The following is a 26,851-nucleotide window of genomic DNA, read 5'->3' on the forward strand; positions in this document are numbered from 1 at the left end:
TTATAAATCATTCAATTGCTTGCAGTTGTTTCATAAATCTTTCTTTTTCCTCAGGTGTAGCCTTTTCAAAATAAAGTTTAATATATTCAGTTAAAACGTATGGATCATTTCCAAGGATTTTTATTTTTTTCAGAATAACAGTTTTGCATTCTAATTCTTTACAATTTCGGATAAACTGGCGAAAATTCAGTGAGGAATCAGAAATTAAGAATTCTTGTAGAATATATTTTCGGACCTTCTCATTTGAAGCAGGATATGATAGAATTGAAGATAATATATTGCTCTCTTCGTTTTGATTTTTTTGTTTCGCTAACTTTTCTCTAACTTCAATTAAAATTAAAACTGTTTCTGGATTTCTCCGAAATTTTTCAAATTCATAAACATATTCGTACATTTTCTGCAAATCTTTCTCTTGAATTGCTTCATACATTTTCTTTTTCCAATCTTGAAATGTATTCACTTTTGTAGGAACTATCACTCGAGTATCAATCTCAGGCGGTGGATCCTTATCATTAAAAAACCAATGGTATGACCAAGCCATGATAAAAAAAGGAGGAGTGGCCAAGGCTGAAAAAGGTATAGCACCCATTTTCGTATAATATCCAGAATTTTGACTAGTCCATAATACACCAATTGTGTCTTCTGCAGCATCTGGAATGACAGCAATGGGATGTATAATGAAAACATCCAAAATTCCAGCACAGACACCTAAGGGCAAATAAATGGGAGCTGCAATGATTCTAAGATTCCCTTCCTTGGGAATTAAATTCTCTTCCACGGCATTTGTTAATTTAAGATTTCGTCTTTGGAATAATGCACAATTGAAACTGGAAACTACAATAATTTGAATGATCAGTATTCTTTTGGCAATAATTGCTATCATATAGTTTTATCTTACTTATTTACGATATAAGAAACGATTTTTGTTAGTAGAAGAAAGCATGTTTTATCCATAAAAAACTAAAAGCAATAGGAGTCATAACTAGTTTAGGAACAAACAAAAAACTCTGCGTCAATATGCCTCCAGATGGATTTTGCCAAATATATTTTATTGTATCACCAAGTGCCATCGGAATTGCAATGACTGGTTGTAATAGAAATGTATCTGTTAATAAAGAAATTGTCCCAACAGGAATCGCTACGGGACTCATCAAAACTTTTCCCGTTGTAGTTTCCGGAGTAAAATGATTATCTAAGACATTCGTTATTCTGCGATTATTTTTTTCCATAACTGCACAATGAGAAAAAATATGACAGAACATCAACACAAGAGAATGGATCAAAAGTTGTTTCAATATTGAATTCATGAATGAAATCTTCTCCCTCATTGAATTTAAAAATTACGATTTAATTTTAGTTTTGTATTCCCGGTAATTCCAAAACCTTATCCACTTCTTCCATAGGTTTCACAGGGATTTCGATTTTTTCGATTCGGATTTCGTGTACAAAATCGGGGTCTTCGAATCGATCTAAAATTGTAATCCTTCTAGGGTATTGTTTTCCGTTCCATGGTTCATAAAATCCGTATTTCAAAACACCTTGGTAAAAAGTAAATAACTCGCGATATGTGAATTCTAACCATTCTAATGCCCCACTTTTTTGTTCAAAATAACCAAGGTATTGGTCTGTATCCGCAGTGGCATTCATCTGAACAGATGTGAAATAAACAACTTCATATAGTTGGTCTAGTTTTTGTTTTTGTCCTGAATATTGTATGATGGGAAAGTTTTTCAGTTTCCATGGTAATGTCAGATACAATCGAAGTGATTCTAAATAAATTCTCACTTCTGTATCGTCACTGTATGCTTTTCCAGTATCTGCGGAAATTTGGTAAGTTGATTTTTTTTCCAAACCATAGATGAGACCTTTTTTCTCTCCACCAAGAAACTCAACTTGCATTGCATCTGCTTCAAAATCCAGATGCACTCTCATTCTTAATTCTGGTTCTTTTATTGGTGTAAAAAATCGAACAAAATTACTATGCCAAACATCTTTGATGATAAATTGAACTTGTTTGTACTCTTTCCAATCCCCAGGAGTTAATTCTTTGATCGGAGGGTTTGTAACAACTGCTAGTCCCTTCTTTTTCAAATCCTGATCCACTTTTTCGTAAGACAAATGAGGAGGTCTTAAGTCTGCAGTACCACATGATAAAAGTAACAAGAGTGAAAGTAGAATTAAATTTTTAGAGTGGAACATAGACACCAAAATGGATCAAAAACAAATACCTGTCAATTGGGAAAGTGGTACAATGAAAATCGAAACCAAACAATGATTTACGGACTTAAAATTAAGTGGCAAATCTTAAAGGAAAACCTCAATTGAAATCGAGTAGGTCTTAATATAAATTTGATTCCGAAAGTATAAAAAACCTAAGATGATGAATACGAATTTATGAAAAGGGAACTTTAGTCGTAAGAAGAAGCTACGTCATTCGATCGAATGTAAGTGATTTTAGAGGAAGGCAAAGAAGAGAGAAAAGGTCGGAAACCCGACCCTCTCTTTCATAAATGATAATTATGCTTTTGCAGCACCTGTTTTTTTGATCGATTCCGCTACTTCATTGATTTTCGCTTTTACGGATTCAATTTTTCCTTCAGGCATTTTTGCTTTGATTTCTTCAGCAATTTTGTTGTAGTTTTCTACGATTTTAGAACGAGTTTCATCGTAGTTTTTTCCAGCAACACTAGAGAATTCTTTAATGTCTGTTAGGATTTTGTCCACAGATTGGCGGATTTTTACTGATTCTTCAGTATTGTCCAAAGCACCTTTAGAAACTAACTCATTGTAAGTAGATTCCAATTGTGTTTTTGCTTTTTCTAAACCTTCTTTTCCAGATTGAAAAAGACCGATTCCCGCGTTAAGAATGTCCATGATTTGTTTTTCCATAATTTAGCTCCTGGTTTTCACCTATTTGTGCAATGCACAATACAGTTATGTGCAATGCACAAATTTAAACAAGTACTTTTTCTAGGATTTATCGGTTTTTTTAAATTTTTTTTAGCTTACGCTAGGGAACTTTGGCCTTTGTTCAATCAGTTACGATTTCTAATGCACTAATGGGTTCTTTTTGCTGTGCCATAATCGATTCCAAAAATTTCACGTAGGCTTCTCGTCCAGGGTAAGCAACTTGATTCACACCTGTCTTTACAGCCGCTTCTGCCACCGCAGGAGCTACATGGTATAACACACGTTCGTCTAACGGTTTTGGAATGATATAGTTTTCTCCAAATCGGATTTCAATTTCGTTATAAGCCTGGCAAACTTCAACAGGAACAGGGATTTTTGTGAGTTCACTGAGAGCATAGGCTGCCGCCAATTTCATTTCCATGTTCACCACTTTGGCACGAACATCCAAAGCACCACGGAAGATAAATGGAAATCCGAGCACATTGTTCACTTGGTTTGGATAATCACTTCTACCTGTTGCCATGATTAGGTCTGGTCTTGCACGTTTCGCATCAGGATAAGGAATTTCAGGATCAGGATTGGCAAGAGCAAACATGATTGGTTTCTCCGCCATGGTTTTTACCATTGCTTCTGTCACAACATTGGCAACAGATACGCCAATGAAAAGGTCTGTCCCAGGAAAGATATCTTCTAATGTTTCTGCTTCTGTATTACGAACAAATGGAAGTTTGGATTCGTGAAGATTGGTTCGTTTATGATTGATCACACCACGTGAATCCAACATAAAAATGGATTCATGTTTCACTCCAATATGAGTTAACATCTCGGCTATGGAAATGGCCGCAGCCCCTGCTCCATTGATCACTACCTTTAAGTTTTCTGCTTTTTTGCCTGTGAGTTCAAGTGAATTGAGTAGTGCTGCCGTAGAGATGATTGCAGTTCCATGTTGGTCATCGTGGAATACAGGAATTTTCATACTTTCATCTAATGTTTTTTCGATATGAAAACATTCTGGTGCACGAATATCTTCTAAATTAATACCACCAAACGTTGGTTCGAGGGCTTTTACTATTGTGATGAATTTTTCAGGATCTGTTTCGTTGATTTCAATATCAAATACATCGATGCCTGCAAATTTTTTAAATAAGACAGCTTTTCCTTCCATCACTGGTTTGCCAGCGGAAGCACCAATGTTGCCAAGACCTAAAATGGCAGTTCCATTGGTGATGATCCCCACCAAGTTTCCTCGGTTGGTATACTCATAAACGAGATCAGGTTGTTTTTCAATTTCAAGGCAAGGGTATGCGACACCAGGAGAGTAAGCTAGTGACAGGTCGTAACTGTTCTCCGTTGGTTTTGTCGGAACTACTTTGGTTTTTCCTTTCGGAAACCTAGAGTGATACTCAAGCGCGTGATTTTTCATGGTCTATTTTCCCATGATTTCTGATTCAATGGAAAATCCTAGAATAAATTGGAACCAATGACATCCAAAAAAGGTTGTCAGTTGTTCTATGTCCCTTTAGATAAAGTCCTCATCAAAGTCCCAAGGAGGGCATTTTGGAACTGGTTGGCGAATTTTTTGGAACAGCTGTTTTGATTTTATTAGGAGATGGTGTTGTCGCTGGTGTTTTATTAGAAAAATCCAAAGCCAAAGATGGTGGTTGGATTACGATCACCACTGCTTGGGCGCTTGCGGTTTGTTTTGGAGTCCTTGTCGCTAAAGCACTCGGTAGTCCTGGAGCCCATTTGAATCCTGCTGTCACATTCTCTGCTTGTATCCAATCGGGAGACTATTCTATCTTATTACCCTATTCCCTCGCACAAGTCTCGGGGGCTGCACTTGGAGCTTTTTTGGTGTATTTACACTACCTTCCCCATTGGAAGGAAACAAGGGACCCAGGAAAAATTTTGGCCGTTTTTTCTACAGAACCTGCCATCAAACACACTCTCTCGAATGTGATCAGTGAAGGGTTTGGAACTTTTTTACTCGTCCTGGGAATCCATGCCATTTTTTCTCCTTTGAATGGTGGTGCACCAGGCATTGCTGGCACTGGTTTTGTGGCTCTCCTTGTTTGGGCCATCGGATTATCAATGGGTGGAACTACTGGGTATGCGATTAACCCTGCCCGTGACCTTGGTCCAAGGATCATCCATTCAATAGTAAAAATTCCCAATAAAGGGAATTCCGGTTGGAAGTATGCTTGGCTTCCCGTAGTGATTCCGTTAGTGGGTGGTGGTCTTGCTGCAGTTGTGATCCGTTGGGTAGTAGTATGAAGGGATTCATTTCTGCACTATTACTCATTGGATTTTCAATTTACGGCCAATCTACAAACAAAGACCAATCGAAAATTGAATTAGAGAATTGTGCCAATGCATACAATGCAAAACAATTTAAACAAGCAATCCAATACTGTGACGAAGCAATCAAACTTGATCCAAACAATGTAAATGCGATCGATATCCGGGGTTGGATCAAAGTCAATTTATACCAATATAATGACGCGATCAAAGATTTTGATTTGGCATTAAGTTTAGATCCTTCAAATTACCAAATTCATTTTAAAAAAGGTTATACATATTTTTATCTGAAAGAATATGAGAAGGCCATCTCTTCTCTCGATGAAGCAATAAAATTAAAACCAAACTATATCAATTCAACTTTTTATCGAGGTAAATCATTTCATAAATTAAATTTACTTAATAAGGCACAGAATGATTTTGAATCCTGCTTAAAAATAGATCCAAACTGGGTGGAAGCCCTTGTCGAAACAGCTGTGATTTTTTCCAAAAATAAAGAATTCAAAAAAGCTAATGAAACCTTTACTCAAATCATTTCCTTGGATAGCCAAAATGCATTTTCATTCTACAACCGAGGAGTGATTCTTTTGACCATTTTAAAGGAAGGGGAAGACTACGAAACGAAAGGATGTTCCGATTTAAAAATTGCGACGGAACTCGGTTATCCGAATGCTTCAAATGCCTACCAACAACTCTGTTCTATATAAAATATACGTTAAGAAGAATAGGATTTTTTTATGTTCAAACACCTTCTCCTCATCTCATCTTTTTTCCTTCTTTGTTTTCCCATTAGTTCAGATGATTCCGAACCAACCTTAGATTGTCGGAATACTATACGGCCTAGTTTTCCAGCCAAACGAGTTTTGATGGTTCATGTAGACACCAATCAAAAAGTTGGCGATTCTCTGCAAGCAGGACAGGTTGCAGGGACTATGACACCTTTGCCAGAAGTTATCTCAAAAAAATTTGAAACTCAATTTAGAACCGCAGAACAATTATATGCTGAAAAAAAATTCAATGAAGCTGTCGCTGTCTTAGAACCAACAGTTAAAGTTGAAAAAAATAATCCTTTTTTGTGGAATCTTTATGGGAGAGCCTTATATGCAGCCAATCGTAAAAAGGAAAGTTTTGTCGCCTATCAAACCTTACTTTCGATTATAGATGCAGATGAAACATATTTTGAAGATGGTTCACCTAATTTGGTCGTTTTAGATGCATGGTTTTTGGAAGCGTATTGGAAAATTAGTACACTTTACCTTGACCAAGGAGAGTATGCTAAATCGATTTTCTATAATCGAAAAATGCTCGATGTAGTGACATATGCAAACAAACATTATGATCCAGAAAAAATGATTTATAATGTTTCTGCATTAAGTTACCTTGCGGAGGCATATTATTTTTTAAAAATAAAAGAAGCAAACCAATATTATGCTTGTGAAACGTTGAAGTTAGATAAAGACAATCAATATGTTTTTCAGTTTTTATTGCTGTAGAAAAAAGATTAGAATTGGATTTTAAATGTTAGGCTGATAACAAAGAATTCTTTAAACAATTCCAATTCTTACTTACTCTAATATATTCTCGAAAAACTTCCAAAATATCATTATCTTAGGATCTGCAGAAATATGAACTTTTTTTAATAAAATCCTCCGTAATTTTTTTTTAGATTTGAATCAACTTCGATCATAATTCATATTATGCATCACTAAAATAGTTTCCCCTAGCAGTAAACTGGAAAGGTAATCTTATGAAAAAAACAATTTATTTTCTTGTTTTCTCGTTTTGTATTGTGAGTAATTTATTTGCTCAAGAATCAAGATATAAAGCATTAACAGATGTTTCCACGGGAGAAGAACTGAATCTTTTTTTAAGTTATTATTATACAAATTCAAATTTAGATTTAGTTCCGAAAGCGTTACGTTATATACACATTAAAAAAATTAATTCTAACAAAGAAACAGAAAGACATATTGTTCCATTCTTTGCACAGGTTTTTAAAGCCAATGATGATAAAATACCTTCTTGGTTTGAAGAATTACAAAATTTAACAGATGATGATATGTATATTTTTTCGCATGCTCTGTTTCTATCCGGAGGATCTAATGCAAAAAAAGTAATACAAAAGTTTCTAGACTCCACAGACAATGATGAGCTAAAACAAGTCCTAACAAAATTATCATCCGATCGACAAGCAATTGATTTGAGGACTATCCCACTCACGAATCCCGTATATCTAGATATGATTTGGAGTTCCTTTTTTGCTACAGGAGATGTTTCCTATCTTGATCGATTAATTTTGGCAACAGATTCGAATAAAAAAACAGTGGATGAAATTCTAATTTACTCAGCGGCAAGGTGGTCACTTAAGGCAGTCGCAAAGGATCATAAAAAAGTTTTCGATTTTTGTATTAGCAAAAAAAGTAAATATTCGAAAGATATCAATGCTTTTTTAAATGATATTGAATCATAACTATTACTTAAAATTATTATCCGATTAATCGTACTTTCATGTCCAGAAAAGTACTCAGAAAAAAAATTGTTAAAATGTAATGTCTAATTCTGAATCTTCTGAAACAAAACGCATGCTGGTAATTGATTCATTTTTCCAGTTTGCAAATCTTTACAACTAGATGCCATTACCTGTTTGTAGCATTCCTTAAAAGTAGATTGGATTTGGATTGGATCACTACCAATGAGTTTATAAGCATTACTTTCTCGAAATCGTTTTTGACAATTGGATTCTTCCAATCGGCTTTCCGTAAATTTTTTTAAGTTTTCTGGAATAGAATTCCATTCCGCATCTGCACATTCTCGAAATTTTTTACAAAGTTCTGAAGTCAATGTTAATGACTCATTCTGCCATTCAATATGATTGATTCCTTTTTCTTTTTTACAGGAAGAAAGTTGGCACAATAAGAAAAGTAAAATGATAAAAACGAAGGATGTATTAGGATATGTTTTGAACTTGGATCGATTGAGAAATGAATTCATTGAAAAAGACCTTTAATACTTCATATAAGTAAATCTCGAAAAAATTGCAATACGTTAATTTTATCGATCTATTTGGTTGTGTCTGCCGTTTCTTTTTTACGTATCAAAATTTCAATCCGTTCTTCATTTGCTTTTTTTTCAGGTGTATCTGAAGTTTTTGATTTTTGGAACATCGCATAACCTTGCACAGACACTTGTTCTTTGGGAATTCCATATTCGTTTACTAATTTTTCTGCAAGTAGTGATGCTCGATTAGAGTGGTAATCCCAAGAGTTTTGGAATTTGGATTTATCGATTTGAGATTCATATGGGATATGAACACGGACAACAATATCGATATCCATTCCTTTGGATAAGACAGCCAATTGTTCAAAAGCAAATTTGAGATCTGGATCTGTTTTTAATACATCATCCGATGCAAGGTCGGAGCCCGCAAAAGTTAATTTTAACTCTTCTGTTTCCGCAAGACCTAGTTTTAATTTTGCTTTTTCTTTCAGTGTTTTAAGAGCAAAGCCAATTCGTTCCCAGAGACGGAAAACTTCCGATTTTGGAACCATTGTATCATCTTCCAAAATTCCAGAACCACCGTCTAGAAGTGCACCGACAGAACTTACATTCAATCCAAATCCTCGTTTGATGTCTTTTGCGACTTCATTCAATCGTTTGGAGTCAACCTTACTGACTGCATAAAGAATGATAAACAATCCTAAAAGGAGTGTAATCATATCCGCATAAGTTAATAACCAACGATCATTTGATTCTACATGTTTATCTTCTTTGGAAACAAAACGGGAACGTCTTCTCATGATTCCTCTTTCAGTGATGGAAAGGCTTTAAATAAAAAATCCCACTCTTTTTCTTGGACTAACGCATAAAATTCATCGAATAACGCCTGATTGACTGGCAACGTTGCATAATATCCTTGTTCCACTTTTTTAAAAAGAGGGTATACCCCGAGTAATTTTGACATCATGGCTGCTGGCTTAATGATATAAGCGCTGACTGGTTTATGAGCAAGTTCAAAAAACTTCTTTAAATTAAACAAGACAACCTCCAATTGTTTTTTGCGAACATCCCTTTTGTCCAATTCACAAAATAATTGAAAGTATTCTTCTTGGTTAATTTCATTACCAAATACCCAACCTTTAGAAACTAATAATTTTGCCATCTCGATATCTAATTCGTCAGTAATAGAATTTAATTCCATCAGACGTTCGATACTTTCTCGAGTTCCTTCCTTTAACATATTTTTGACTTTGCCATAGGTTTGGAACGCTAAGGATTCCCATTCTTCCTTTCCATCTAAATTATAAACTGTTTCAAAGAAAAACTTCGCCATCGCAATCGTTTCAGATCGGTGGAAAAAATCATAATAGAACATATGAAATCGTTCCACTTGCGCGCGAACAATCTCCCTCCTTGCCACTAAGATTTCTTCTGATAAATTTTGGTTCATGGATTAGAGATGCCATTTAATAAATAAGATGGAAAACCTTGTTGGTCTCTTTCAAATGGCGCGATTGAATATTGATTGGGAATCGAAATGATTTCTTGGTAAAATTTATATGTGGAACGAAATAAAATTCGAGGTGGATCAGTCGAACTTGGTGTATAATAAAATTTTATACCATAACGAAAGTTATTCGCCCAACCTTCTTTAGTCACTTCTAGGAGTGGGTATTCTGCTGGAATCTTTTTATTTTGCACAACGTTATATACAATATCTCCCTTTTTATACAAACGAACTCCTTGTGTTTCATTTGCTAATCGAAGTGAACCAGCTTCAGGAAAAGAGAGAGATAAATACGTTAAGCTTACATAATTGCCTCGGTTCTTTAGTTGTAATGTAACAAGAGATTCTTTTCCTTTTTCAAACTTTGGTTCTACATCTAAAGATACAAATGAAGGAACAGGTTGCATGGGAAGGTTTGCAATCATTTCCCAACCATTAAAAACAAATTCTTGCGAATAATTGGGATTTGTTGGAAATATTCGAAAAGACTTTTCTTTAGCACTGTATTCAAACTCAACACGTTTGCTACGTTTTAATTCTTCGTGTTCTTTTAACTGGTAACCGTCCCAAATCTTTTTTCCCTTACGATATCCCATTGGAACCGAAAACAAACCTAACGGTGGTTCTTCGGACAAAACTTCTAAAAAGACAGAATTAAAATTATCCCCAGGCAGTTCCGCCAAAACAATCCGCCTCAAACAATCACCAGCAAACGTTGGTTTTTCTTTTCCAGAAATTGAGCCGGCCAACCATTTGTTTTGTTTGCCGTCGTAATACATAGGCCCTAAATCTTTTAGAAAAAATTCTAACTTCCATAAAAAAGTCCAAATAGAACCTTCTTTGCGAAATGCTGACAATACTTCACTTTGCCCAGCCTGGAACAAAACAAGTGTTTCCATTTCAGGTGCTTCATCTAAATTGATTTGTTTTTGGCCAAGGATCCGGATGGGTTCTCCTTCTTCTTTGCCATACACAGAAACTCGGATTTCCTTTTCGGAAGGGTGTTCTTTCTGAGAACAAAACGGAAAGAATAGGAGAAGATAAAAGACAAATGACAAGGAATAGAAGGAAGAACGGTAAAAATTCATAGAATACAAACATTCCAGCACACTAAAACCCCAATTCAACCTTTTTTGCTTTTCGGTACAATTCGGACGATTATCATCGTCTAAGTAATAAGAATTGGGGACGACATTGGTTTCGACTGTTGTTGGCTTGGATTCAGTGGCACGTAGGGGTGAGGGACCTCTTAAAAACCTTCAAAACAATAACTGCAAATAACGAATTTGCTCTAGCAGCTTAATTTTAAGCTCTACGGTTTCATTGGCTGTTTCCTTAGGTGGCCAAGAAACCGACACCTCTCTAAGGACCTTTCGGATTTGTCGCCCGCTTCGAACCGAATTGAACTCTAAGTAGGATAGGAATTAGTCCCCCGTTTGTAGGGTAAGTCTTTCCGAAATTTATTTGCAAACTAAACGTGTAGAAGCTGCATTTGAGGACGATAGGACCCGGGTTCGACTCCCGGCGTCTCCAGGTTTCGGCATTCGCTTCTCGCGCTCAACTGGCCCTCCGTGGCCAGATTTCGCGCCCGCACCCATCCCTGGGTGCTGTTCGAAGCAAACACCTCCACTATGGGTACTAAGCTAAAGTTTATAGATGTTTGGTTGGTATTTCCTAACAATGATCATATAACATAAAAGATACGACGAGATTCGAACGACTGCGAGAGAGAGTCATGTTGTCTGACGTAGTGGGACTCAGTGGATACTGTTTGAAAATTCTTTTTTTCTACTTGGTCTTTAATGTTAGATACATCAGAATTGGGTAAATCACATTGAAAATGTTTTACCGGTTCAATTTCATTGCTAAGAGTTCAATTCTAACTTTAATTTGCCTATTCTCACTCCATTGTAAACCTGATTACGAGGAAATTGAAGTAGTGTATCTAGATCAGAACGGTCAAAAAATAAATGCAATTTATCACAATCCTTTTGATGAGACAGGAACATTCTCTGTCACTCTAAAATCCCCTAATGAGAATTCGATTACTTTAATTCAAGGTATAGCCGCTTCGGGAGTTCGATATACTGATGACAAAACGTTAGTTTGGTGGATCAAAGGAAATGAGGCCTTTATAATGCAACCAGATGGAAAAGGTGATTGGGAGATTACAAATCGTTTTATAGAAATTCAACACGCAGAAAATCATCGATAGAATCATTGGCCCATATTTGATAATGTTACAAAAATGATTCAATTTTAATCTTTGGCCAAACGCCAAACCATGTGTGATAATACGTCATATAGATTCCATATGATATCCCACATAGGATCAGAAGGACGGCGGTTTTACGAAACACTAAAAATTTCCCTATATCTAGTGTCATTTTCAAAACAAACTTGGTTAGCCGATCTATGATTGAGAACAAAAAGAAAAAAAGCAATAGAACGACTCCCATACCGATTAAAGTCGCAATCGGTTTTTCATACTTACTTGCTAAACCCAATACTTGTCCGTTGATCAATGTGACAACCAAATCAACAGCTAGGATACAGAGCAGGCGAAAGTAAAATCCTAAAAACCAATGGAAGAGAGATTGTTTTGATGAAGAAGACATGAGGTAATATATAAAAGTGCGAATAAAATTTGCAAGAGTCATTTGCTAATTTCATTTAATAATCTATTAAATTCTTAATGATATTTTAAAGAATATATTATTTCCATTTTTATCTCAAATCCGTCCAAGGAAAAAGGCAAAATTATGAAATATTCATTCTGAAGGATCAAACAAAAAGAGTAAAGCTGAACGCATTCGAAGTAGGTTGTAATTTTTTGTTTTTATTTGCTTCCAAGTTAGAGGAAGACTATGTTTGGAACGGATCATTGTGTCTCTCAGATTCGATACGGATGCAAGAGACAGTTTCCAAATTGAGAGCAGGGCAATTGGGGAATCTTTCTCCTTCGTTTTAGAGCCTATGTAAGATTCTAATTATCATTTAACTACTGCTCCACACAAAAGATAACAGAGGAATCATTACAATTTCCTAATGTAGAAGAGAAAATAGAAACGCTACTGGATGCAACACCAGCATTGCCTGTCCCAGTTCCATCTGTCCAACGATTGCAATGTTGGCCGGAACGAGTGTCCCAACCAGAAGTATCAAGACCTGTTAAAATCGAAGTGACAATCGTCGGATTCTCTGCATGTTGCAACTGAGATGTGAAAATTCCAGCACTATTAGTGATTGCAAAGGATCCACCATCCACTGCCCTCACATAATTTGTATTCGGTTTCAATATCCAATCCACATGTTCTGATATCCCACCAACACAATTATTCGTCGTACAAGCTATCCGATTCACATCATCAACAAGAAACGCTTTGAAGACGGCTCTTGCAGGTTCCGTTGGTTTTTTCGAATCACTCATACATTTGGCATCAGCTCCAGAGATTCCGCCTCGATTCCCATTATAGGTGATGCTTGTGGAAAAAAAACGACAGATGGTACAAACAGGAATCGCCGCTTGGCAAAAAGAACTTTGCCCTGTGAGACAAAGTAGTGTTTCATTTTCTCGAAACGAATCGGATTCAAAATCTTTTGGGTTATTAAGTTCAGTCTTGGAACATTGGAAACAAAGGATAACGAATGCAAAAAACAGAAAACGCATCCCTTGATGATAATCTCTTAGTGATACTTAGCAAGAAAGAAATCGTTTCATACCAATTCATATTAAAAATTTCAAAATTTAAGCTGATTCAAACGAGATGGAACAACAAACGAAGATAACGAACATATGTTTAGAATTTCCATGTGATCACTGTTCAAAGACAAAGTTTTGTTAGGTGAATCTTGAGTTTGTAAACAAGTAAAAATGAAATCGGTCCTCCCTACCCAAATAGATAGATTCTAAATATTCCAAATTTTTTTTACACCTCTTGACAATCGCTAAAATGGGAAGTCAATTGAATTTAAGGAAAGTTTATGCCCTTTGATACCTTCATCCAATGCCCTTGGTGCAAAACACAATACCCAAATGCGAATGTGAGTCACTGCACAAATTGTGGAGGTACCCTCGATTACTCAATCACATCCGATGAACTTGGCTCTGAACCTCCCATCGCTCCAAGAGTCCTTCCAACAAAATTCAAACGAAGGATCAAATACACAGGCAATGTGATGACACTCATTGGAATCATTTTTACCATTCCATTTTTCTGGACCATTTTGTTCCCGCTGATTGGAATTTTCTGTTGGCGAAGAGGATTACGAATTGCCAATGATGAACTCATTCCTTTAGAACAAGGAAAGGCAACTGTTGGTGAAATCATAGACATCCGCAAAGATTATACTCAATCTTTGAATGGTAAATCACCTTCGATTGTCGAATTTGTATTTGAAGTGAATGGCAAAACATACACAGGGAATGTTGGCAATATTTATGAATCAGTTCACCTAACAAAAAAAATTGGTGATAAACTTTGGGTTGTCTATATGCCCGAGGAACCTGAGAAAAGTAGCATTTGGCCACCATTGGTTTGACTTAACATGGGCGTTCCCAATCCATCAAAGTTTCCACTTTTATTTTATAATGGGTCAGGCTCCTCCGGGGTGCGCTTTCGCTCCCGTCCCCAACCATCTAACGATGGCAGGTGACCAAGCCCTATGGATCCTTAACGCACAATAATAGGAATATAAACCATTTCTTCTGAGTTTGGATCATCATTTTTGTATTTGTCACCCATCACTTCAAAATGAGGACGATTGTCTAATTGATACCCAGAGTTTGGTAACCACTCCATAAAAATCGAATGATAAAATGGACCGGCCTCGCTTGGTAATCCTTTGTAAATAAATTCTGCATACATTCCACTCACAATTTCAAAACTTTCTGTCTCGGGAGGAAGATCTGCAACATTTGTCACTTCTACCCCAGCCCATTTTTCAAACTTTGTGTTTGGATCGAATGATCGAAAATAATCAGTTGGATACACTGAAAATGAAATGAGTTCGTTTGAATTTCGGTTTTGAATTTGAGATATGATTGGAAGGAAAGATTTCCATAACATTGGAGTTAATTGTTTGGCTAAGGACATTTCTAATTTTTTTCCAATGATTAACTTTCTTTCAATTGTCGTGATTTTTGGTTCCATACACTAAGATTTCTTTCGCTCACAATGTTCTTGACGTAAAATAAAAAACCAAATATAACATTGGGAATAAATGTAACAACAATATTGTAGATTCCATTCCCGTATCTCTCTATGGGAAATCACTACTAATTAAGGTCAATATGAGAAAATTAATCATGTGGAATGTGATCACATTGGATGGATACTTTGAAGGCGAAACAAACTGGGACTTAAGTTTTCATGGACTTGTTTGGGGAAAAGAACTCGAAGAATTGAGTCTTAAACAACTTCGGTCTGCTGATATGTTAGTGTTTGGTGCCACAACATATCTCGGGATGGCAAACTATTGGACGAATGCAAAAGAGGATGAAGGAGAAGTCGCCAAGTTCATGAACGAACTACCTAAAATTGCTTGTTCGTCTACTCTCAAAAACGCTGATTGGAACAATTCAAGAATTACAAAAGATGCAGTTAACGAAGTTTCTAAATTAAAAAAAGAAGGGAATGGTGATATGTATGTGTTTGGAAGTGGGATCCTTTCTGCATCTCTCATGAAAGCAAATTTATTCGATGAATACCGTCTCTGCATTGCACCTGTATTTTTAGGAAAAGGAAGACATCTTTTTCTTGAAGGAATTCCCAACCAAAAATTAAATCTCATCGAATCAAAACCACTTTCGACCGGCGGTACTCTGATGACTTTGATTCCGAAATAAAATAAAGAAAACTAAGCATCGTTTTCACTAGATTGAGGATTAAAATGGCAACTGACAAATTGGAAGAATCTTTACAAAAAGGACATCATCGCCAACTCCAACAACTTTTAGGAAATTGGAAGGGGAATACCAAAACTTGGTTTGAAAAAGATGTATTAGCAGATGAATCTACTTCGCAAGCAAGCATCACAAGTGTATTTGGTGGTCGTTTTATCTCAATTGATTACCAAAGTAGTTTGGGTGGAAAACCCTTTGAAGGAAAATTGATCATAGGTTTTGATATCCCCTACCAAAAGTTTACAAGTTCATGGATTGATAGTTTTCATATGGGATCTCAAATCATGTTATCCAGTGGAGATACAAAAGGTAATGGTTTCGCTTTGTCCGGTCATTATGGAAATCCTGAGTACGGAGAAGCTCTTTGGGGTTGGAGAACAGAAATTCAATACATTAGTGATAAAGAGTTTTCCATTACTGCGTTTAATATCTCACCTGACGGAGAGGAAGCAAAAGCAACGGAAACAATTTATCAGAAACTGGGATGATGGAGAATATAATCCACAAAACACTTCTATCACCCACCATCAAACGATAGCAGGTAACAGAATCTTACTGAGTATTCCTTTGGAATTTAATCTTTATTGTAAATTGCCAAATTACTGTTGTCTACCTTCAATGATTTGTAATAAAATCACGATTGCAATTCCCATCCTTCGGTCGAGTGCATTTGTTACATCAGAGGAAAAATCAATCTTGAATTGAGGAACAAAAGGATTAAATGTTTGTTGTAAAACTCCCACAGGGTTTTGGTTCAATGTGATCAGAAATTGCTGTGGGATTAAATTGGTTAAGAACCGACGAAGGATGGCTTTTAACATACTGTCTTCGTCAATCGAACCAACCACTTGTTCTTTAGTGTCTAGAATTTCCCAAGAATCTTTGAGAATGGATTTAAAACCTTTTCTACGAAGTGATCCAATGTTCTCATTCGATGTCATATCTACCACATCATAAATCGCTGAAAAATCGATGACACTACGTGCTTTTATTTTTAAGAGTTCTTTCGTTTTTGTTTCATCTGAATAAACGGTAATGTCTTCTTTTAATTTAAAAGCTTTCTGTTTTACAAAAAAGAGAAGTTTGCTTTTGTTTTCATCAAAGATCCGAATTTCACCACCAAAGATCTTCAAAAAACTTTTTTTAGCAAAATATTTGTTAAATGTGTACTGTTGCATAGGGCACGATTGTAATCAAATTTTACCAAACTCAAGTCAAAAATGATTCAAAATCTCAGGTTAAAATGCATTGAACCTTAGAAAATTGTACTTTACAAATTTAAACGAACGATCGTACTAATATTATGGGCAAAGGTGAAGAGACAAAATCAATGATTTTGGACAAAGCTGTCCAAATAGCAAGTATCCAAGGATTGGAAGGACTTACGATTGGATCCTTAGCTATGGAATTGGGAATGTCTAAGAGTGGACTTTTTGCAAAATTTGACTCCAAGGAAAACCTTCAAATTGAAGTGCTTCGAGTTGGAAGTGAACTCTTTCGCAGAAACGTTGTATACCCAGCTCTCAAAACCAAACCCGGATTAGCTCGTCTCAAAATCGCATTTCAGATGTGGTTGGCATGGGCCAATACTGACAGTCTCCCAGGTGGGTGTTTGTTTTTATCTTCTAGTTCGGAGTTTGACGATAGACCAGGAATTGTCAGAGATTATTTGAAAAAAATACAACTTAGTTGGCAAAAGACTTTAAAACAATTTGTACAAGATGCGAAAGACTGTTTAGAGTTAGATGCAAACACCAATGTCGATAAAATGGTGCAAGAAATCTGGAGTCTTATATTAGGTTTCCATTTTTATAACCGATTATTGGAAGACAAAAATGCAGATAAAAAAACCAAACAATCTTTTAACGAATTAATCAAACGTCACAAATTCGATCAGTCAATATAATAGATAAGGAATAATTAGGATTAGAGGCATAAAATCATGACAACAATTAGCACGATCGTTCGTACTTTAAATCGAGAGTATCCAATCAGTTTGGAAGATAAATGGGCTTTTGCAAAAAGGAAACCAATGTTTTTAGGTTTTGTAGCAGCTCAAACTTTCCTATCTACACAAAAACTAAAACCATCACGAAAGGAAATGGATATCTTAGCACTTGCAGAACAAAAAGAATTCCAAGAGAAGGAACACCATATCCAATACTTTCATTGGAAAGGAGAAAAAGAAACCATTCTACTTGTTCATGGATGGAATGGGCATACAGGAAATTTTTCGAGGATTATTCCTAGTTTAATCGATGAAGGTTATAATATCATCGGAATCGATTTGCCTGGGCATGGATTTTCATCTGGTCGATATTCTAATATTGTTTTGTCTGCAAAGATGGTGAAACGACTCATTTCAGAAATTGGAAATCCAGATTATATCATCACACATTCGTTTGGAGGTGTGGTTGCTACCGTAGCACAGGAATTAGGTGTAGAGGCCAAGAAACTAGTGTATATTGCCCCACCTCTACGATTGGAAATCTTAAGAAAAGATTTTAGTGAAGCTTACGGTTTTAGTGAAGAAGAGAGTGAGATGATGAGAGTTGTTTTGGAACGAAAGGTAAAAAAACCACTAAGTAGTTTGGATTTGAGCAAAATGGGACCAAAAATTCAAAATTCCCTTTTTGTGATCCATGATGAAGATGATTTGGAAATTCCATTTGAAATGGGATTTGAAGTTTCAAAAGCATGGAAACATTCAAAGTTACTACGAACAAAAGGTCTAGGTCATAAAATGATTTTACGAACTGAAATTGTAAAAGATGAGATCATCGATTTTTTAAAAGAAAAAACTAGAATGTAAATTCCAAGTAAGGATTCTTTGAACTGAACTGAACTGAACTGAACTGAACTGAACTGAATTGAAGATGGATTCAGTTCAGAGTGAATCAAAACTAATGTATTTTAAATTAACTTTGCCCCATCGACGCAAGTTTATTGGATTCTTCTTTAATCATTTGGATGTGTTCTTCTAAGTCTTTGGATGCACGGCTAATTTCATTGACTTCCATCTCCAATTGGATTATCCCTTTAGAGGCTTCCTTTTGGCCTAATAACTGTTCTTTGGTTGAGCTAGCAATTTGGTTTGATAATTCACGGATTTGAGAAAGTTCGATAAGAATCGATGACAATGTATTCCTTTGTTCAATGTACAATTGGTTCATATTTTGGATTTGTACCAAAGTTTGGTTGAGCCTTTCAATTTGTGATTTTGCTAGTTCACCTGTATTTTTAGAAGCGTTACGCGCATTGGAGATAATTTCTTTTGAGTTTTTGACAACTGTAGAAATCCTTTTTACGTTATTTTTTGTGAATTCGGCTAATTTACTTACTTCGTTGGCCACCACTGCAAATCCCTTTCCGACATCCCCTGCACGAGCCGCTTCAATTGAAGCGTTTAATGCAAGTAAGTTGGTCTTCTCCCCAATTTCTGCAACAATGTTATTGATTTCATTGACTTGATCAAACGATGCTTGTATGGATTCCAAATGTGTAGCAGTTTGGTCAGCTACTTCCGTCACAGACATACTCTCTTTTTTATTGATCTCTGCAATTTCTACTAGTTGTTCACTTTGGATTAAAATTTGGTCCACTGTCTCTTTTAGGTCCACAGTATCAGCTACCATATTTTGTACTTTGTTGTTTTGTTCTTCGATGGAAACTCCATTCGATTCGAAGGAACTCGAAAGTTCAGAAATGACAGCAGTGATTTCTTCTAAAGATGCAGCTTGAGATTCTAATTTTAAGGAAGTGTCCGAAACAAATTTACTAAAATTATTAATCGAACTTTCGAGTTTGATCGCGGCATTTGTAGATACTTTACTTCGTTCCTTTGTTTGACTAAGCAAATTTTCTGCTTCGTCTGCTTTGAGCTCGGCAAGTGAACTAATCTTAGTTAATAACTGAACAAGTAAACTTACAATATAACCAGCAATCATGATAAAAATTGGTTTCATGACTTCACCAGCAAGACCGACATAACCAACTTGGCGGGATTGTTCAGGGTCAACAGAAAGTTGCACACCTCCAATTTTCACAGCCACAACTAAGGCAACTGCTGATAAAAAAGATCCAAGAAAAGAATTGATCAATACAAATTTACGATCACCCAAAAAACCAGAATAAATGGCATTGAAGAAAAAGATAAAATAAACAACTGCATTGGCAAGAGCTGCTTCTGCTTCATTTAAACTTAATGAACAATCTAAGATGATCGTCGTGGCTAAAACAAGTGTATCCAAGATAATGAGAATTTTGTGAAACCAAGTGGGAGGGTTTGTTTTTTTTTCTAAGACATAAGCAACAGCACAGTAAAAACCCATTGTACACGTTCCAACCATGTGTACGAGGAACATTTTTGGCTGGAATTCATCTTTGGATCCAATCATTGCGAGTAGGAATAATAAAACTAAGCCGAAACGAATTCGGTTGATGATGATTTTTCCTTGTTTCCAAAGGTCTGCAATTGTTAACACTCTATACCCTCAAATTCCGTTTTGAATCAGCAAAATGGCGATCTTCAGAAATCTCTTGATGACCAACAATAGTCTACTAAAAAAAACGTAAGAATCTAACGCTCGAGATTGAAAATTTTGGGGAAAGCTTGGATTTTTCACCAATTTGTAAGGTCCACTTTGCATTAATTCCGAAAGTATCCTTGATCGTGGAAAAAAAGTATTTTCAACAATTGATCCACTCAAGCGGAAAATGTTGAGATTATGAGAACTCATGTTGTTTGGTCTGAATGAGTGACTGTTTGGAAATCTTTATTTGCCATTCCTAATGATTATAAAAAAGCAAATTGGATAAAAATCGAATCACACAAATCATATTCACAATTCCTTTTGGTTCAGAATCAAATTATGATGTATATGACAAGCGGAAGGGATTGTAGTGGAAATCCTTTCCGAAAGGAAAGATTGGAACGAAAAGCCCGGTCCGCTCCAAGCGGATCCGCCCTTAGAAAAACAAACTGTTCAGAAATAACTTTGAATTTGCTCCTTAAAATCAAAAAAAAGATAGAATCCATAATTTCATAATTAGAATATTACTCCGATGAACATTCATTCATAACTCAACTAGTTTGTGTTTGGTTGTCATGTTTCTCTAGGAAGATTCAATTATGAATTATAACAATGATTATCAGATCGTTTTAGGTTTGGTTTTAGCACTGATGATTTTCGGTGTAGCACTCGAACTTCGTTTCATTGCGTTTAAAGCGGTATTACAAAGACCAGTTGCTGCTCTTGCAGGCCTCATTGGTCAAGTGATCTTTTTGCCTTGGATTACTTTAATCATCACACTTCTGTTAGATCTTCCTGCTGGCATCGAATTGGGAATGTTATTGGTTGCCGCAAGTCCTGGTGGAAACTTATCCAATATAATCACACATCTTGCAAAAGGAAATACTGCACTTTCAGTGAGTATGACTGCGGTATCTAGTCTATTTGCAATTATAACCTTACCACTTAACTTCACTTTAACGGCAAATTTAAATCCAGTGACACATGCTATGATATCTGGTTCTGGAGATCTAAAAATTGATAGTTTGATGATCATTAAGAGTATGATCGTATTACTTTTGGTTCCGTTACTTTTTGGAATGATACTCGGTAATTTTTTTACAGGATTCGCCCACAAAATCACGCCGTTTTTCAAACGAATTTCTTCCCTTGCATTTATAGTATTTGTTGCGTTTGCCATCGGAGGAAATTGGAAAATCTTTTTAGATAATCTTGGGTTTGTATTTATCATTGTTGTGTTTCACAATTTGATAGCCCTTATCATTGGAAATCTGATCGCTAGACTCTTTCGTCAAAATGAAGGAAACAAACGTGCGATTACAATTGAAGTGGGAATGCAGAACTCTGGCCTCGCATTAGGTCTTATTTTAACCCAATTCCAAGCGGAACCAAACATGGCTTTGGTGGCTGCATTTTGGGGAATATGGCATATTGTCTCAGGATTGATTTTAGTTACCTATTGGAAACGAAACCCTCCACAAGAAGGTAATTAATTTGAAAGTTTTAATCACAGGTGGAGCCGGTTATATAGGATCTAGCCTTATCCATCATTTGTTACAAACTTTTCCCAATTGGAAACTTTTGGCTACAGATATCAAACCAATGAATGGAATTCAAAATTTTCCAAATTTAGAATTCCAACTATTAGAGATCAGTGACCGAAATTCAGTGATCGATTTGATCCAAACATGGAAACCAAATTCCATTGTGCATTTAGCATCCATACTCAATCCTCCACCGGGGATGAGTGAAGAAACGCAATGGAAAATAGATGTACATGGCACCAAAAATGTGTTAGATGGTGCAGTATATGCAAAAACAGAACAAGTGATCATAACAAGTTCTGGGGCCGCATATGGGTATCATAAAGAAAACAAAGAATGGATTGAAGAAACTGATCCTATTCGTGGTCATTCGGCTTTTGTATATTCAAAACACAAAGGTGAAGTAGAAGATATATTGAAAGAATACCGAACAATATTCCCTCAACTTAAACAATTAGTCTTACGACCAGGTACCATATTAGGAAAAACTGTGAATAACCTAATTACTGATATGTTCCGAAAACCATTTGTAATGGGAATACTTGGTTACAATAGTCCTTTTGTTTTCATATGGGATGAGGATGTCATTGGCATCATCTCAAAAGGGATTGCGGAGAAAAAAGAAGGAATCTTTAACGTAGCAGGAGACGGGGCTCTTAGTCTGAAAGATATCAGCCGTATGATCCGAAAACCTTACCTACCAATCCCTGCACTATTTTTACAATTTATGCTTTTCATCCTAAGGCTGATTCGACTCACACAATATGGTCCTGATCAAATTGATTTTTTACGTTATCGGCCTGTACTTTCCAACAAACAACTGAAATCTGTGTTTGGATACAATCCTAAATATACTTCCAAAGAAACGTTCATTGCTTACTTAAATGCCAAAGGAGTTCCATATGATGAAATTTAAGAGATCTAAAATTAAAATTGTTTTTCAATTTGTTATGATTATTAGTCTTTTATCCGCCTATACATCGTTATCTGCTATTCAATTGGATATCAAAGACAGTAATGGAAATAACCTAGACCTGGTGATGGTGACTATTAAAGCAGAAAAACCACAAGTTCCTCCAAGGGATGACCATGGGTATCCACCTGAAGGATTAACATTTTTTATCACCCCAGAAGTGACAATGTTCACAAACCCCAATGGAAAAGTGAATATACCCTTTCCTTATGCTCCCCAAGTAACCATTCGACTTCGCAAAATTGGTTATAAGGATATCAACGTTAGGCCATATTCGAACGTGAGTTCTGTTTCCTTTCGAATGGAAAAAGTAACAGACCTTAATTATTTGGTTGGTCAGTATCCTTCAAATAGTTGGGTCGCAGCACTTGAGTTTGGCGAAGATAAGGATCTTAGAAAAACGTATTTGGAACAGTGTGGATTTTGTCATCAACAAGGTAGTTTTTTTATGAGACGCGCATTTTCTGAAGGAGATTGGGAAGAAATCATCAATCGAATGATGGGTTATGGTGCAAGACCTCATGGAAAAGCCAAGAAAAAACTTCCAGGCATTTTATCCAATGCTTATGTTGATTTATTAAAACACCCAGAACGAGTGAAACCTGGTAGAACCTGGGGGAAAGAATTGTATGGAGCTATAATTCGGGAATGGCCAATGGGTGATAGTTTTTCCCAAATGCATGATTTATTGTACCATAAAAAAACTGGATTGGTATATGTAGGGGATAATATCCAAGATAGACTTTGGGAAATAAACCCTAACACTGGTAAAACGGTTGTTTATAAGGTTCCCAAACAACCTGAAGATGAATTGGGAGGGTTACTACCAGGAAGATTACGTTCCTTCCAAAAACATGAAACCTATGTTGGATTACATTCACTTGCCGAATCACCAATTGATGGGAATATATTTATTACCCCATCTTTACAAAAACGAATTACTGAATTTGATCCGGTAACAAAAAAATTCAAAGACCATTTGTTTAACGATGGTTTGTATCCCCACACAATTCGAATTGATGAAGAAGATCGTGTTTGGTTTACATTAGCACTTTCGAATCAAGTGGGTATGTTTAATCGCAAAGATAAAAGTTTTCAGTACTATGATTTACCTGCCAGAACCAAAAAGGAAAGTTTTAGTTTATGGATCAGTGGATTCATTATCAAACTCATGAACTGGGGATTTCCAATGCATTTATTGCCTGTGGATGAACGTGTGAGTGGAATGCCTCTTCCTTATGGAATCGATGTTGCACCAAATGGAACTGTTTGGTTTACAAGACTACATGCAGATACAATCGGTAAAATCGATCCAAGGGATAATTCGTTCCAATTGATTTCAACTCCTTTCCAAGGACCGCGCAGGTTACGTGTGGATCGTGATAACAATGTTTGGATTTCTGTATTTCCAGAAGGATCGATCGCCAAATACACTCCCGAAGATGGAAAGTTCAAACTTTATCCACTTCCCACTGCCGTTGATGGAGTGGAGACACCTTACTCACTCAATGTAGACCGCAAATCCAATCTTGTTTGGGTGACGGGAACTTCGTCTGACAATCTAATGGCGATGGATATTAAAACTGAAACATGGAAAGTGTATCCAATGAGTCGCAAAGTTACCTTCACTCGCGATATCGAATTTTCCGCAGATGGAAAAGCATATGCTTCTAATGGAGCATTTCCTAGTTGGCATATCGAAGATGGTCAACCAACTTTAATGGAGGTTACACAATCAAAATGAACCAATCCAAACCTTATCAAAAAGGACAAATGTTTCGATTTTTGTCCGCTTCCTTTTTGGGATTTTTAGCGGGTCATCTCACGAACTATAGTGTGATATTATACGCGCAAGACGTGTGGAACCAAGATGCATTAGCGGGCATTGGATTTGGATTATGTTTTGGAGTTCCACTGTTTCTTGGTTGGTTTGCAGGTGCTTGGTGTGATTCACACTCACCACAAATTTTAGCGCAACTCGCCCATGTCTCTTTTTTAATTGCACTTGGATTTCTTAACATATCTTCACAGATGATAGGTGCAGTAGCTGTCTCTTTCTTTTTGTTAGGTGCCTTTTTTGCGGGAGTGGGTTGGTCAATCCTTGCGCCGGCGAGAATGTCCTTACTTGGAAGATTAGCTGGTGAAAAACAGAAGAAAATGGCCGTTATTTTTAACGTATTAGTGATGTTAGGTTTCGGATCAGCACCTCCTATTTTAGCATTTTGCAGAAGTATTGGTTCATGGAAAACAGTTCACCTGACAGGTATTATCTTATTTTTAATTGCAATGACCTTATTAATAGGAATCAAAACAGAAGGTCAGGGAAAATCATCTTCTGCTTGGGATCGAATCCTTAGAGGACTCTCCTATGCGAAACATCATGAATTATTGAAACAAACTCTATTGTTTTCTATCGTGATTTATTGTTCGATGGGACCTGTGCAAGTGATGATGCCAAGATATGCAAAAGGAGTTCTCAATTTAGGTGAGTTAGAGCGTGGTTTCTTTTTAGGAGCACTTGCATTGGCTCTCCTCATGGGTGGTGGTACCTCTTTAAAATTAGCAAAACATTTTGGTTATGGGATATTGATACTTACATCTGGTTTGATGTGTGGCCTTGGTCTTCTTGGAATTGGTCTCAGTACTCACTTATGGATTTCCATTGTCTTATTATTGTTGAGTGGTTTTGGAGCAGGAGCCAGTATCAGTTTACTTGTAGCGATATTACAATCAGAGGTAAGTCAAGAGTATAGAGGAAGGGTAATGAGTTTGTATACCATTACAAGCCAAGTGGTGCCTGCGTTTGCTGGATTATTATCTGGCCTCATTCTTGTAAAAGTATCTATTGCAACAGCCGTTCTATCAGCGGGGGTTATCTTAACTCTGATTGTGATCGTAACCACAATCAGATTGCAAACATTAAGAAATTATAATATGTAATTTACCATTGTTGGTACATTTGTTCCGCAAATCCCAACAAGTTTTTTACTTCCAATTTTGTACCATTATCTAGAATGACATACCCATTATAAGAACCGAATGCTTTATTTAAATATGCTTCGGTTTTTAATAGTTCCAAAATTTCAGAGATTGAAAAATTTTGGATCAATTGTTTTAAAAATCCTATCATTCCCATTAAATCGATATCTGAATGTAAAAGATACACTGGAGTGAAGTTTAGTTCCAAACGACCATCGTTACTAATAAACTTCCAAGGTTTTTTGTAATCTTTCACATCATACTTCCAAATCACTTTATCAAGTTTATGAACTTTACCTTTGTATACGATTCCATTTTCAGTGGCATTCGTTTGATCTCCAAATCCATACCCTAAATTTAAACTAAGGAGTTCGTCACCAATCAAACCTGCTCCAGCTGCCCAAAGCCATTTATTTTTCTCTGGCCAAGTTCCTCTTCCCCAATCCAATACAGCAAAACTATTTTCTTTGAAATCATAAATGGATTGTTTGTATATAATTGTACCTTTACAAAGCAAACTTGGCATCTTGTACTCATAAAAGAAATCTGATTCGGAAAATGGTGTGATGATTGCGAGTGCTTCATTTGCTTTTTCGAAAAATTCGAAATTACCAACTATCATTTCATTTGAGGAATCACCTTGTATTGAATAAGAAATGATTCGTTTGCCTTTTTGTTTTTGGATGCGAATGAATTGATTTCCTTTTGTGAATTCGATTGGATCTGTTGTATTCGTTGGAAACGAGATCGAACCAGGTCTAACAAGTTCAGTTTTGGAAAAAATTGTATTCCCAGATTTGAATTCGAGCAATTCAATACTTCCCATTGCTAAGTTTCCAATGTCTGTGATTGTAATGGCTCCACCAAAGTCTTCGTTATAAAACGTATAATGTTCCCAACGTTTGTATCGTTTGGAATTGGCTTTGATGAGTGATTCATCAATTTGAAAATGCGGAAATCGTGACCAACCAGAAACATTTAATGTTCCATCAGGCTTTAATAAAGAAATTGGAGAAAAAAATTCTTTTTGAATGGTTTTGTTTAAATTTGGTTCTGGAATTAGTTGTATTTTTTTTCCGTGCTCGTCAATCACTTGGTCTGGGGACAATTTGTCCTTAGTACAATTGAAGAAGGTGAACAAGGAAAGCAATAACCCTATTGTGATATCAATTTGAAATCGTTTTTGAAACATAAAATTCTCCAGAA

Annotated in this window: 29 protein-coding genes and 1 other RNA gene; 15 read left to right on the top strand and 15 right to left on the bottom strand. The window is 36.1% G+C overall.

The features are described 5' to 3' along the window. Positions 1–7 precede the first annotated feature (7 nt). The 5 genes from EHQ43_RS02290 to EHQ43_RS02310 all read right to left on the bottom strand — a co-directional run bounded on the left by EHQ43_RS02290 (position 8) and on the right by EHQ43_RS02310 (position 4,333). Positions 8–883: a hypothetical protein gene (locus EHQ43_RS02290; protein WP_135740318.1), complete on the bottom strand. Its 876-nt coding sequence runs from the start codon at positions 881–883 to the stop codon at positions 8–10. A 43-nt stretch (positions 884–926) separates the two neighbouring features. Then, complete coding sequence (locus tag EHQ43_RS02295; protein WP_135770037.1) at positions 927–1,307, bottom strand: hypothetical protein; 381 nt, start codon at positions 1,305–1,307, stop codon at positions 927–929. A gap of 46 nt (positions 1,308–1,353) precedes the next feature. Beyond that, complete coding sequence (locus tag EHQ43_RS02300) at positions 1,354–2,199, bottom strand: LBF_0142 family lipoprotein (protein ID WP_135740316.1); 846 nt, start codon at positions 2,197–2,199, stop codon at positions 1,354–1,356. 318 nt (positions 2,200–2,517) lie between these two features. Then, the gene (locus tag EHQ43_RS02305; protein WP_015677288.1) at positions 2,518–2,889 is read right to left on the bottom strand and encodes a phasin-related domain-containing protein; all 372 of its coding nucleotides are present in this window, start codon (positions 2,887–2,889) and stop codon (positions 2,518–2,520) included. A gap of 142 nt (positions 2,890–3,031) precedes the next feature. Continuing rightward, the gene (locus tag EHQ43_RS02310; protein WP_135740315.1) at positions 3,032–4,333 is read right to left on the bottom strand and encodes a malic enzyme-like NAD(P)-binding protein; all 1,302 of its coding nucleotides are present in this window, start codon (positions 4,331–4,333) and stop codon (positions 3,032–3,034) included. A 134-nt stretch (positions 4,334–4,467) separates the two neighbouring features. Between EHQ43_RS02310 and EHQ43_RS02315 the strand changes: the two genes are divergently transcribed. From EHQ43_RS02315 to EHQ43_RS02330, 4 genes are all read left to right on the top strand, one after another. After that, positions 4,468–5,184 carry an MIP/aquaporin family protein gene (locus tag EHQ43_RS02315; RefSeq protein WP_135770038.1) on the top strand — a complete coding sequence of 239 codons (717 nt, stop codon included), beginning with the start codon at positions 4,468–4,470 and terminating at the stop codon, positions 5,182–5,184. Continuing rightward, positions 5,181–5,915, top strand: coding sequence for a tetratricopeptide repeat protein (locus EHQ43_RS02320; RefSeq protein WP_135770039.1), 735 nt, complete (start codon positions 5,181–5,183; stop codon positions 5,913–5,915). The genes EHQ43_RS02315 and EHQ43_RS02320 overlap by 4 nt, the downstream gene beginning before the upstream one ends. A gap of 30 nt (positions 5,916–5,945) precedes the next feature. Then, positions 5,946–6,701, top strand: coding sequence for a tetratricopeptide repeat protein (locus EHQ43_RS02325; protein ID WP_135753690.1), 756 nt, complete (start codon positions 5,946–5,948; stop codon positions 6,699–6,701). Positions 6,702–6,955: 254 nt separating this feature from the next. Then, positions 6,956–7,678 (top strand): hypothetical protein, encoded by a 723-nt coding sequence (locus EHQ43_RS02330; RefSeq protein WP_135770040.1) that lies wholly within the window; start codon positions 6,956–6,958, stop codon positions 7,676–7,678. Between the two features lie 83 nt (positions 7,679–7,761). Here the strand turns inward: EHQ43_RS02330 and EHQ43_RS02335 are convergent, their stop codons facing one another. The 4 genes from EHQ43_RS02335 to EHQ43_RS02350 all read right to left on the bottom strand — a co-directional run bounded on the left by EHQ43_RS02335 (position 7,762) and on the right by EHQ43_RS02350 (position 10,800). Continuing rightward, positions 7,762–8,199, bottom strand: coding sequence for an LA_2478/LA_2722/LA_4182 family protein (locus tag EHQ43_RS02335; protein ID WP_135770041.1), 438 nt, complete (start codon positions 8,197–8,199; stop codon positions 7,762–7,764). A gap of 68 nt (positions 8,200–8,267) precedes the next feature. Further along, positions 8,268–9,005 carry a flagellar motor protein MotB gene (locus EHQ43_RS02340; RefSeq protein WP_135770042.1) on the bottom strand — a complete coding sequence of 246 codons (738 nt, stop codon included), beginning with the start codon at positions 9,003–9,005 and terminating at the stop codon, positions 8,268–8,270. Further along, on the bottom strand, positions 9,002–9,655 hold the full coding sequence (locus tag EHQ43_RS02345) for an FFLEELY motif protein (protein WP_135770043.1): 654 nt from the start codon (positions 9,653–9,655) through the stop codon (positions 9,002–9,004). Before EHQ43_RS02345 ends, EHQ43_RS02340 begins: the two co-directional genes overlap by 4 nt. Beyond that, positions 9,652–10,800, bottom strand: coding sequence for an LIC13341 family surface-exposed protein (locus EHQ43_RS02350; RefSeq protein ID WP_135770044.1), 1,149 nt, complete (start codon positions 10,798–10,800; stop codon positions 9,652–9,654). Before EHQ43_RS02350 ends, EHQ43_RS02345 begins: the two co-directional genes overlap by 4 nt. 96 nt (positions 10,801–10,896) lie before the next feature. On the opposite strand from EHQ43_RS02350, the gene ssrA reads away from it, so the two are divergent. Both ssrA and EHQ43_RS02360 read left to right on the top strand, forming a co-directional pair. Beyond that, positions 10,897–11,246, top strand: a transfer-messenger RNA (tmRNA) gene (gene ssrA / locus EHQ43_RS02355). Positions 11,247–11,552: 306 nt separating this feature from the next. Next, on the top strand, positions 11,553–11,927 hold the full coding sequence (locus EHQ43_RS02360; protein ID WP_244242605.1) for an MliC family protein: 375 nt from the start codon (positions 11,553–11,555) through the stop codon (positions 11,925–11,927). A gap of 25 nt (positions 11,928–11,952) precedes the next feature. On the opposite strand, the gene EHQ43_RS02365 is transcribed toward EHQ43_RS02360, so the two are convergent. Both EHQ43_RS02365 and EHQ43_RS02370 read right to left on the bottom strand, forming a co-directional pair. Then, positions 11,953–12,330, bottom strand: coding sequence for a hypothetical protein (locus EHQ43_RS02365; RefSeq protein WP_135770381.1), 378 nt, complete (start codon positions 12,328–12,330; stop codon positions 11,953–11,955). 383 nt (positions 12,331–12,713) lie between these two features. Then, on the bottom strand, positions 12,714–13,382 hold the full coding sequence (locus tag EHQ43_RS02370; RefSeq protein ID WP_135770046.1) for a DUF1554 domain-containing protein: 669 nt from the start codon (positions 13,380–13,382) through the stop codon (positions 12,714–12,716). A 314-nt stretch (positions 13,383–13,696) separates the two neighbouring features. On the opposite strand from EHQ43_RS02370, the gene EHQ43_RS02375 reads away from it, so the two are divergent. Next, positions 13,697–14,254 carry a hypothetical protein gene (locus tag EHQ43_RS02375; RefSeq protein WP_135770047.1) on the top strand — a complete coding sequence of 186 codons (558 nt, stop codon included), beginning with the start codon at positions 13,697–13,699 and terminating at the stop codon, positions 14,252–14,254. Between the two features lie 131 nt (positions 14,255–14,385). On the opposite strand, the gene EHQ43_RS02380 is transcribed toward EHQ43_RS02375, so the two are convergent. Continuing rightward, positions 14,386–14,865 (bottom strand): GyrI-like domain-containing protein, encoded by a 480-nt coding sequence (locus EHQ43_RS02380; protein ID WP_135770048.1) that lies wholly within the window; start codon positions 14,863–14,865, stop codon positions 14,386–14,388. Positions 14,866–15,005: 140 nt separating this feature from the next. Here EHQ43_RS02380 and EHQ43_RS02385 point away from each other — a divergent pair, with 140 nt between their 5' ends. Both EHQ43_RS02385 and EHQ43_RS02390 read left to right on the top strand, forming a co-directional pair. Next, complete coding sequence (locus tag EHQ43_RS02385) at positions 15,006–15,560, top strand: dihydrofolate reductase family protein (protein ID WP_135770049.1); 555 nt, start codon at positions 15,006–15,008, stop codon at positions 15,558–15,560. Positions 15,561–15,604: 44 nt separating this feature from the next. Then, positions 15,605–16,105, top strand: coding sequence for a DUF1579 domain-containing protein (locus tag EHQ43_RS02390; protein ID WP_135770050.1), 501 nt, complete (start codon positions 15,605–15,607; stop codon positions 16,103–16,105). Between the two features lie 111 nt (positions 16,106–16,216). On the opposite strand, the gene EHQ43_RS02395 is transcribed toward EHQ43_RS02390, so the two are convergent. Continuing rightward, on the bottom strand, positions 16,217–16,795 hold the full coding sequence (locus EHQ43_RS02395; protein WP_135740300.1) for an LURP-one-related family protein: 579 nt from the start codon (positions 16,793–16,795) through the stop codon (positions 16,217–16,219). 125 nt (positions 16,796–16,920) lie between these two features. Here EHQ43_RS02395 and EHQ43_RS02400 point away from each other — a divergent pair, with 125 nt between their 5' ends. Both EHQ43_RS02400 and EHQ43_RS02405 read left to right on the top strand, forming a co-directional pair. Continuing rightward, positions 16,921–17,523, top strand: coding sequence for a TetR/AcrR family transcriptional regulator (locus EHQ43_RS02400; protein ID WP_135770051.1), 603 nt, complete (start codon positions 16,921–16,923; stop codon positions 17,521–17,523). A gap of 36 nt (positions 17,524–17,559) precedes the next feature. Next, the gene (locus EHQ43_RS02405; RefSeq protein WP_135770052.1) at positions 17,560–18,429 is read left to right on the top strand and encodes an alpha/beta hydrolase; all 870 of its coding nucleotides are present in this window, start codon (positions 17,560–17,562) and stop codon (positions 18,427–18,429) included. A gap of 106 nt (positions 18,430–18,535) precedes the next feature. Here the strand turns inward: EHQ43_RS02405 and EHQ43_RS02410 are convergent, their stop codons facing one another. Next, positions 18,536–20,101, bottom strand: coding sequence for a methyl-accepting chemotaxis protein (locus tag EHQ43_RS02410; RefSeq protein WP_135740297.1), 1,566 nt, complete (start codon positions 20,099–20,101; stop codon positions 18,536–18,538). A 647-nt stretch (positions 20,102–20,748) separates the two neighbouring features. On the opposite strand from EHQ43_RS02410, the gene EHQ43_RS02415 reads away from it, so the two are divergent. Genes EHQ43_RS02415 through EHQ43_RS02430 form a run of 4 tightly spaced genes read left to right on the top strand, consistent with a single transcriptional unit; the run spans position 20,749 to position 25,606 of the window. Then, positions 20,749–21,642 (top strand): bile acid:sodium symporter family protein, encoded by an 894-nt coding sequence (locus tag EHQ43_RS02415; protein ID WP_135770053.1) that lies wholly within the window; start codon positions 20,749–20,751, stop codon positions 21,640–21,642. 1 nt (position 21,643) lies between these two features. Further along, positions 21,644–22,609 carry an NAD-dependent epimerase/dehydratase family protein gene (locus EHQ43_RS02420; RefSeq protein ID WP_135770054.1) on the top strand — a complete coding sequence of 322 codons (966 nt, stop codon included), beginning with the start codon at positions 21,644–21,646 and terminating at the stop codon, positions 22,607–22,609. Further along, positions 22,599–24,410, top strand: a complete 1,812-nt coding sequence (locus tag EHQ43_RS02425; protein ID WP_425269619.1) for a Vgb family protein — start codon at positions 22,599–22,601, stop codon at positions 24,408–24,410. Before EHQ43_RS02420 ends, EHQ43_RS02425 begins: the two co-directional genes overlap by 11 nt. Continuing rightward, positions 24,407–25,606, top strand: coding sequence for an MFS transporter (locus EHQ43_RS02430; RefSeq protein ID WP_135770055.1), 1,200 nt, complete (start codon positions 24,407–24,409; stop codon positions 25,604–25,606). Before EHQ43_RS02425 ends, EHQ43_RS02430 begins: the two co-directional genes overlap by 4 nt. Before the next feature lies 1 nt (position 25,607). Here EHQ43_RS02430 and EHQ43_RS02435 read toward each other — a convergent pair whose 3' ends face one another. After that, a complete protein-coding gene (locus tag EHQ43_RS02435; RefSeq protein ID WP_135770056.1) occupies positions 25,608–26,837 on the bottom strand; it encodes a DUF2804 domain-containing protein in 1,230 nt (409 codons plus the stop codon). Positions 26,838–26,851 lie beyond the last annotated feature (14 nt).

The organism is Leptospira bouyouniensis (assembly GCF_004769525.1).
Taxonomy (GTDB): domain Bacteria; phylum Spirochaetota; class Leptospiria; order Leptospirales; family Leptospiraceae; genus Leptospira_A; species Leptospira_A bouyouniensis.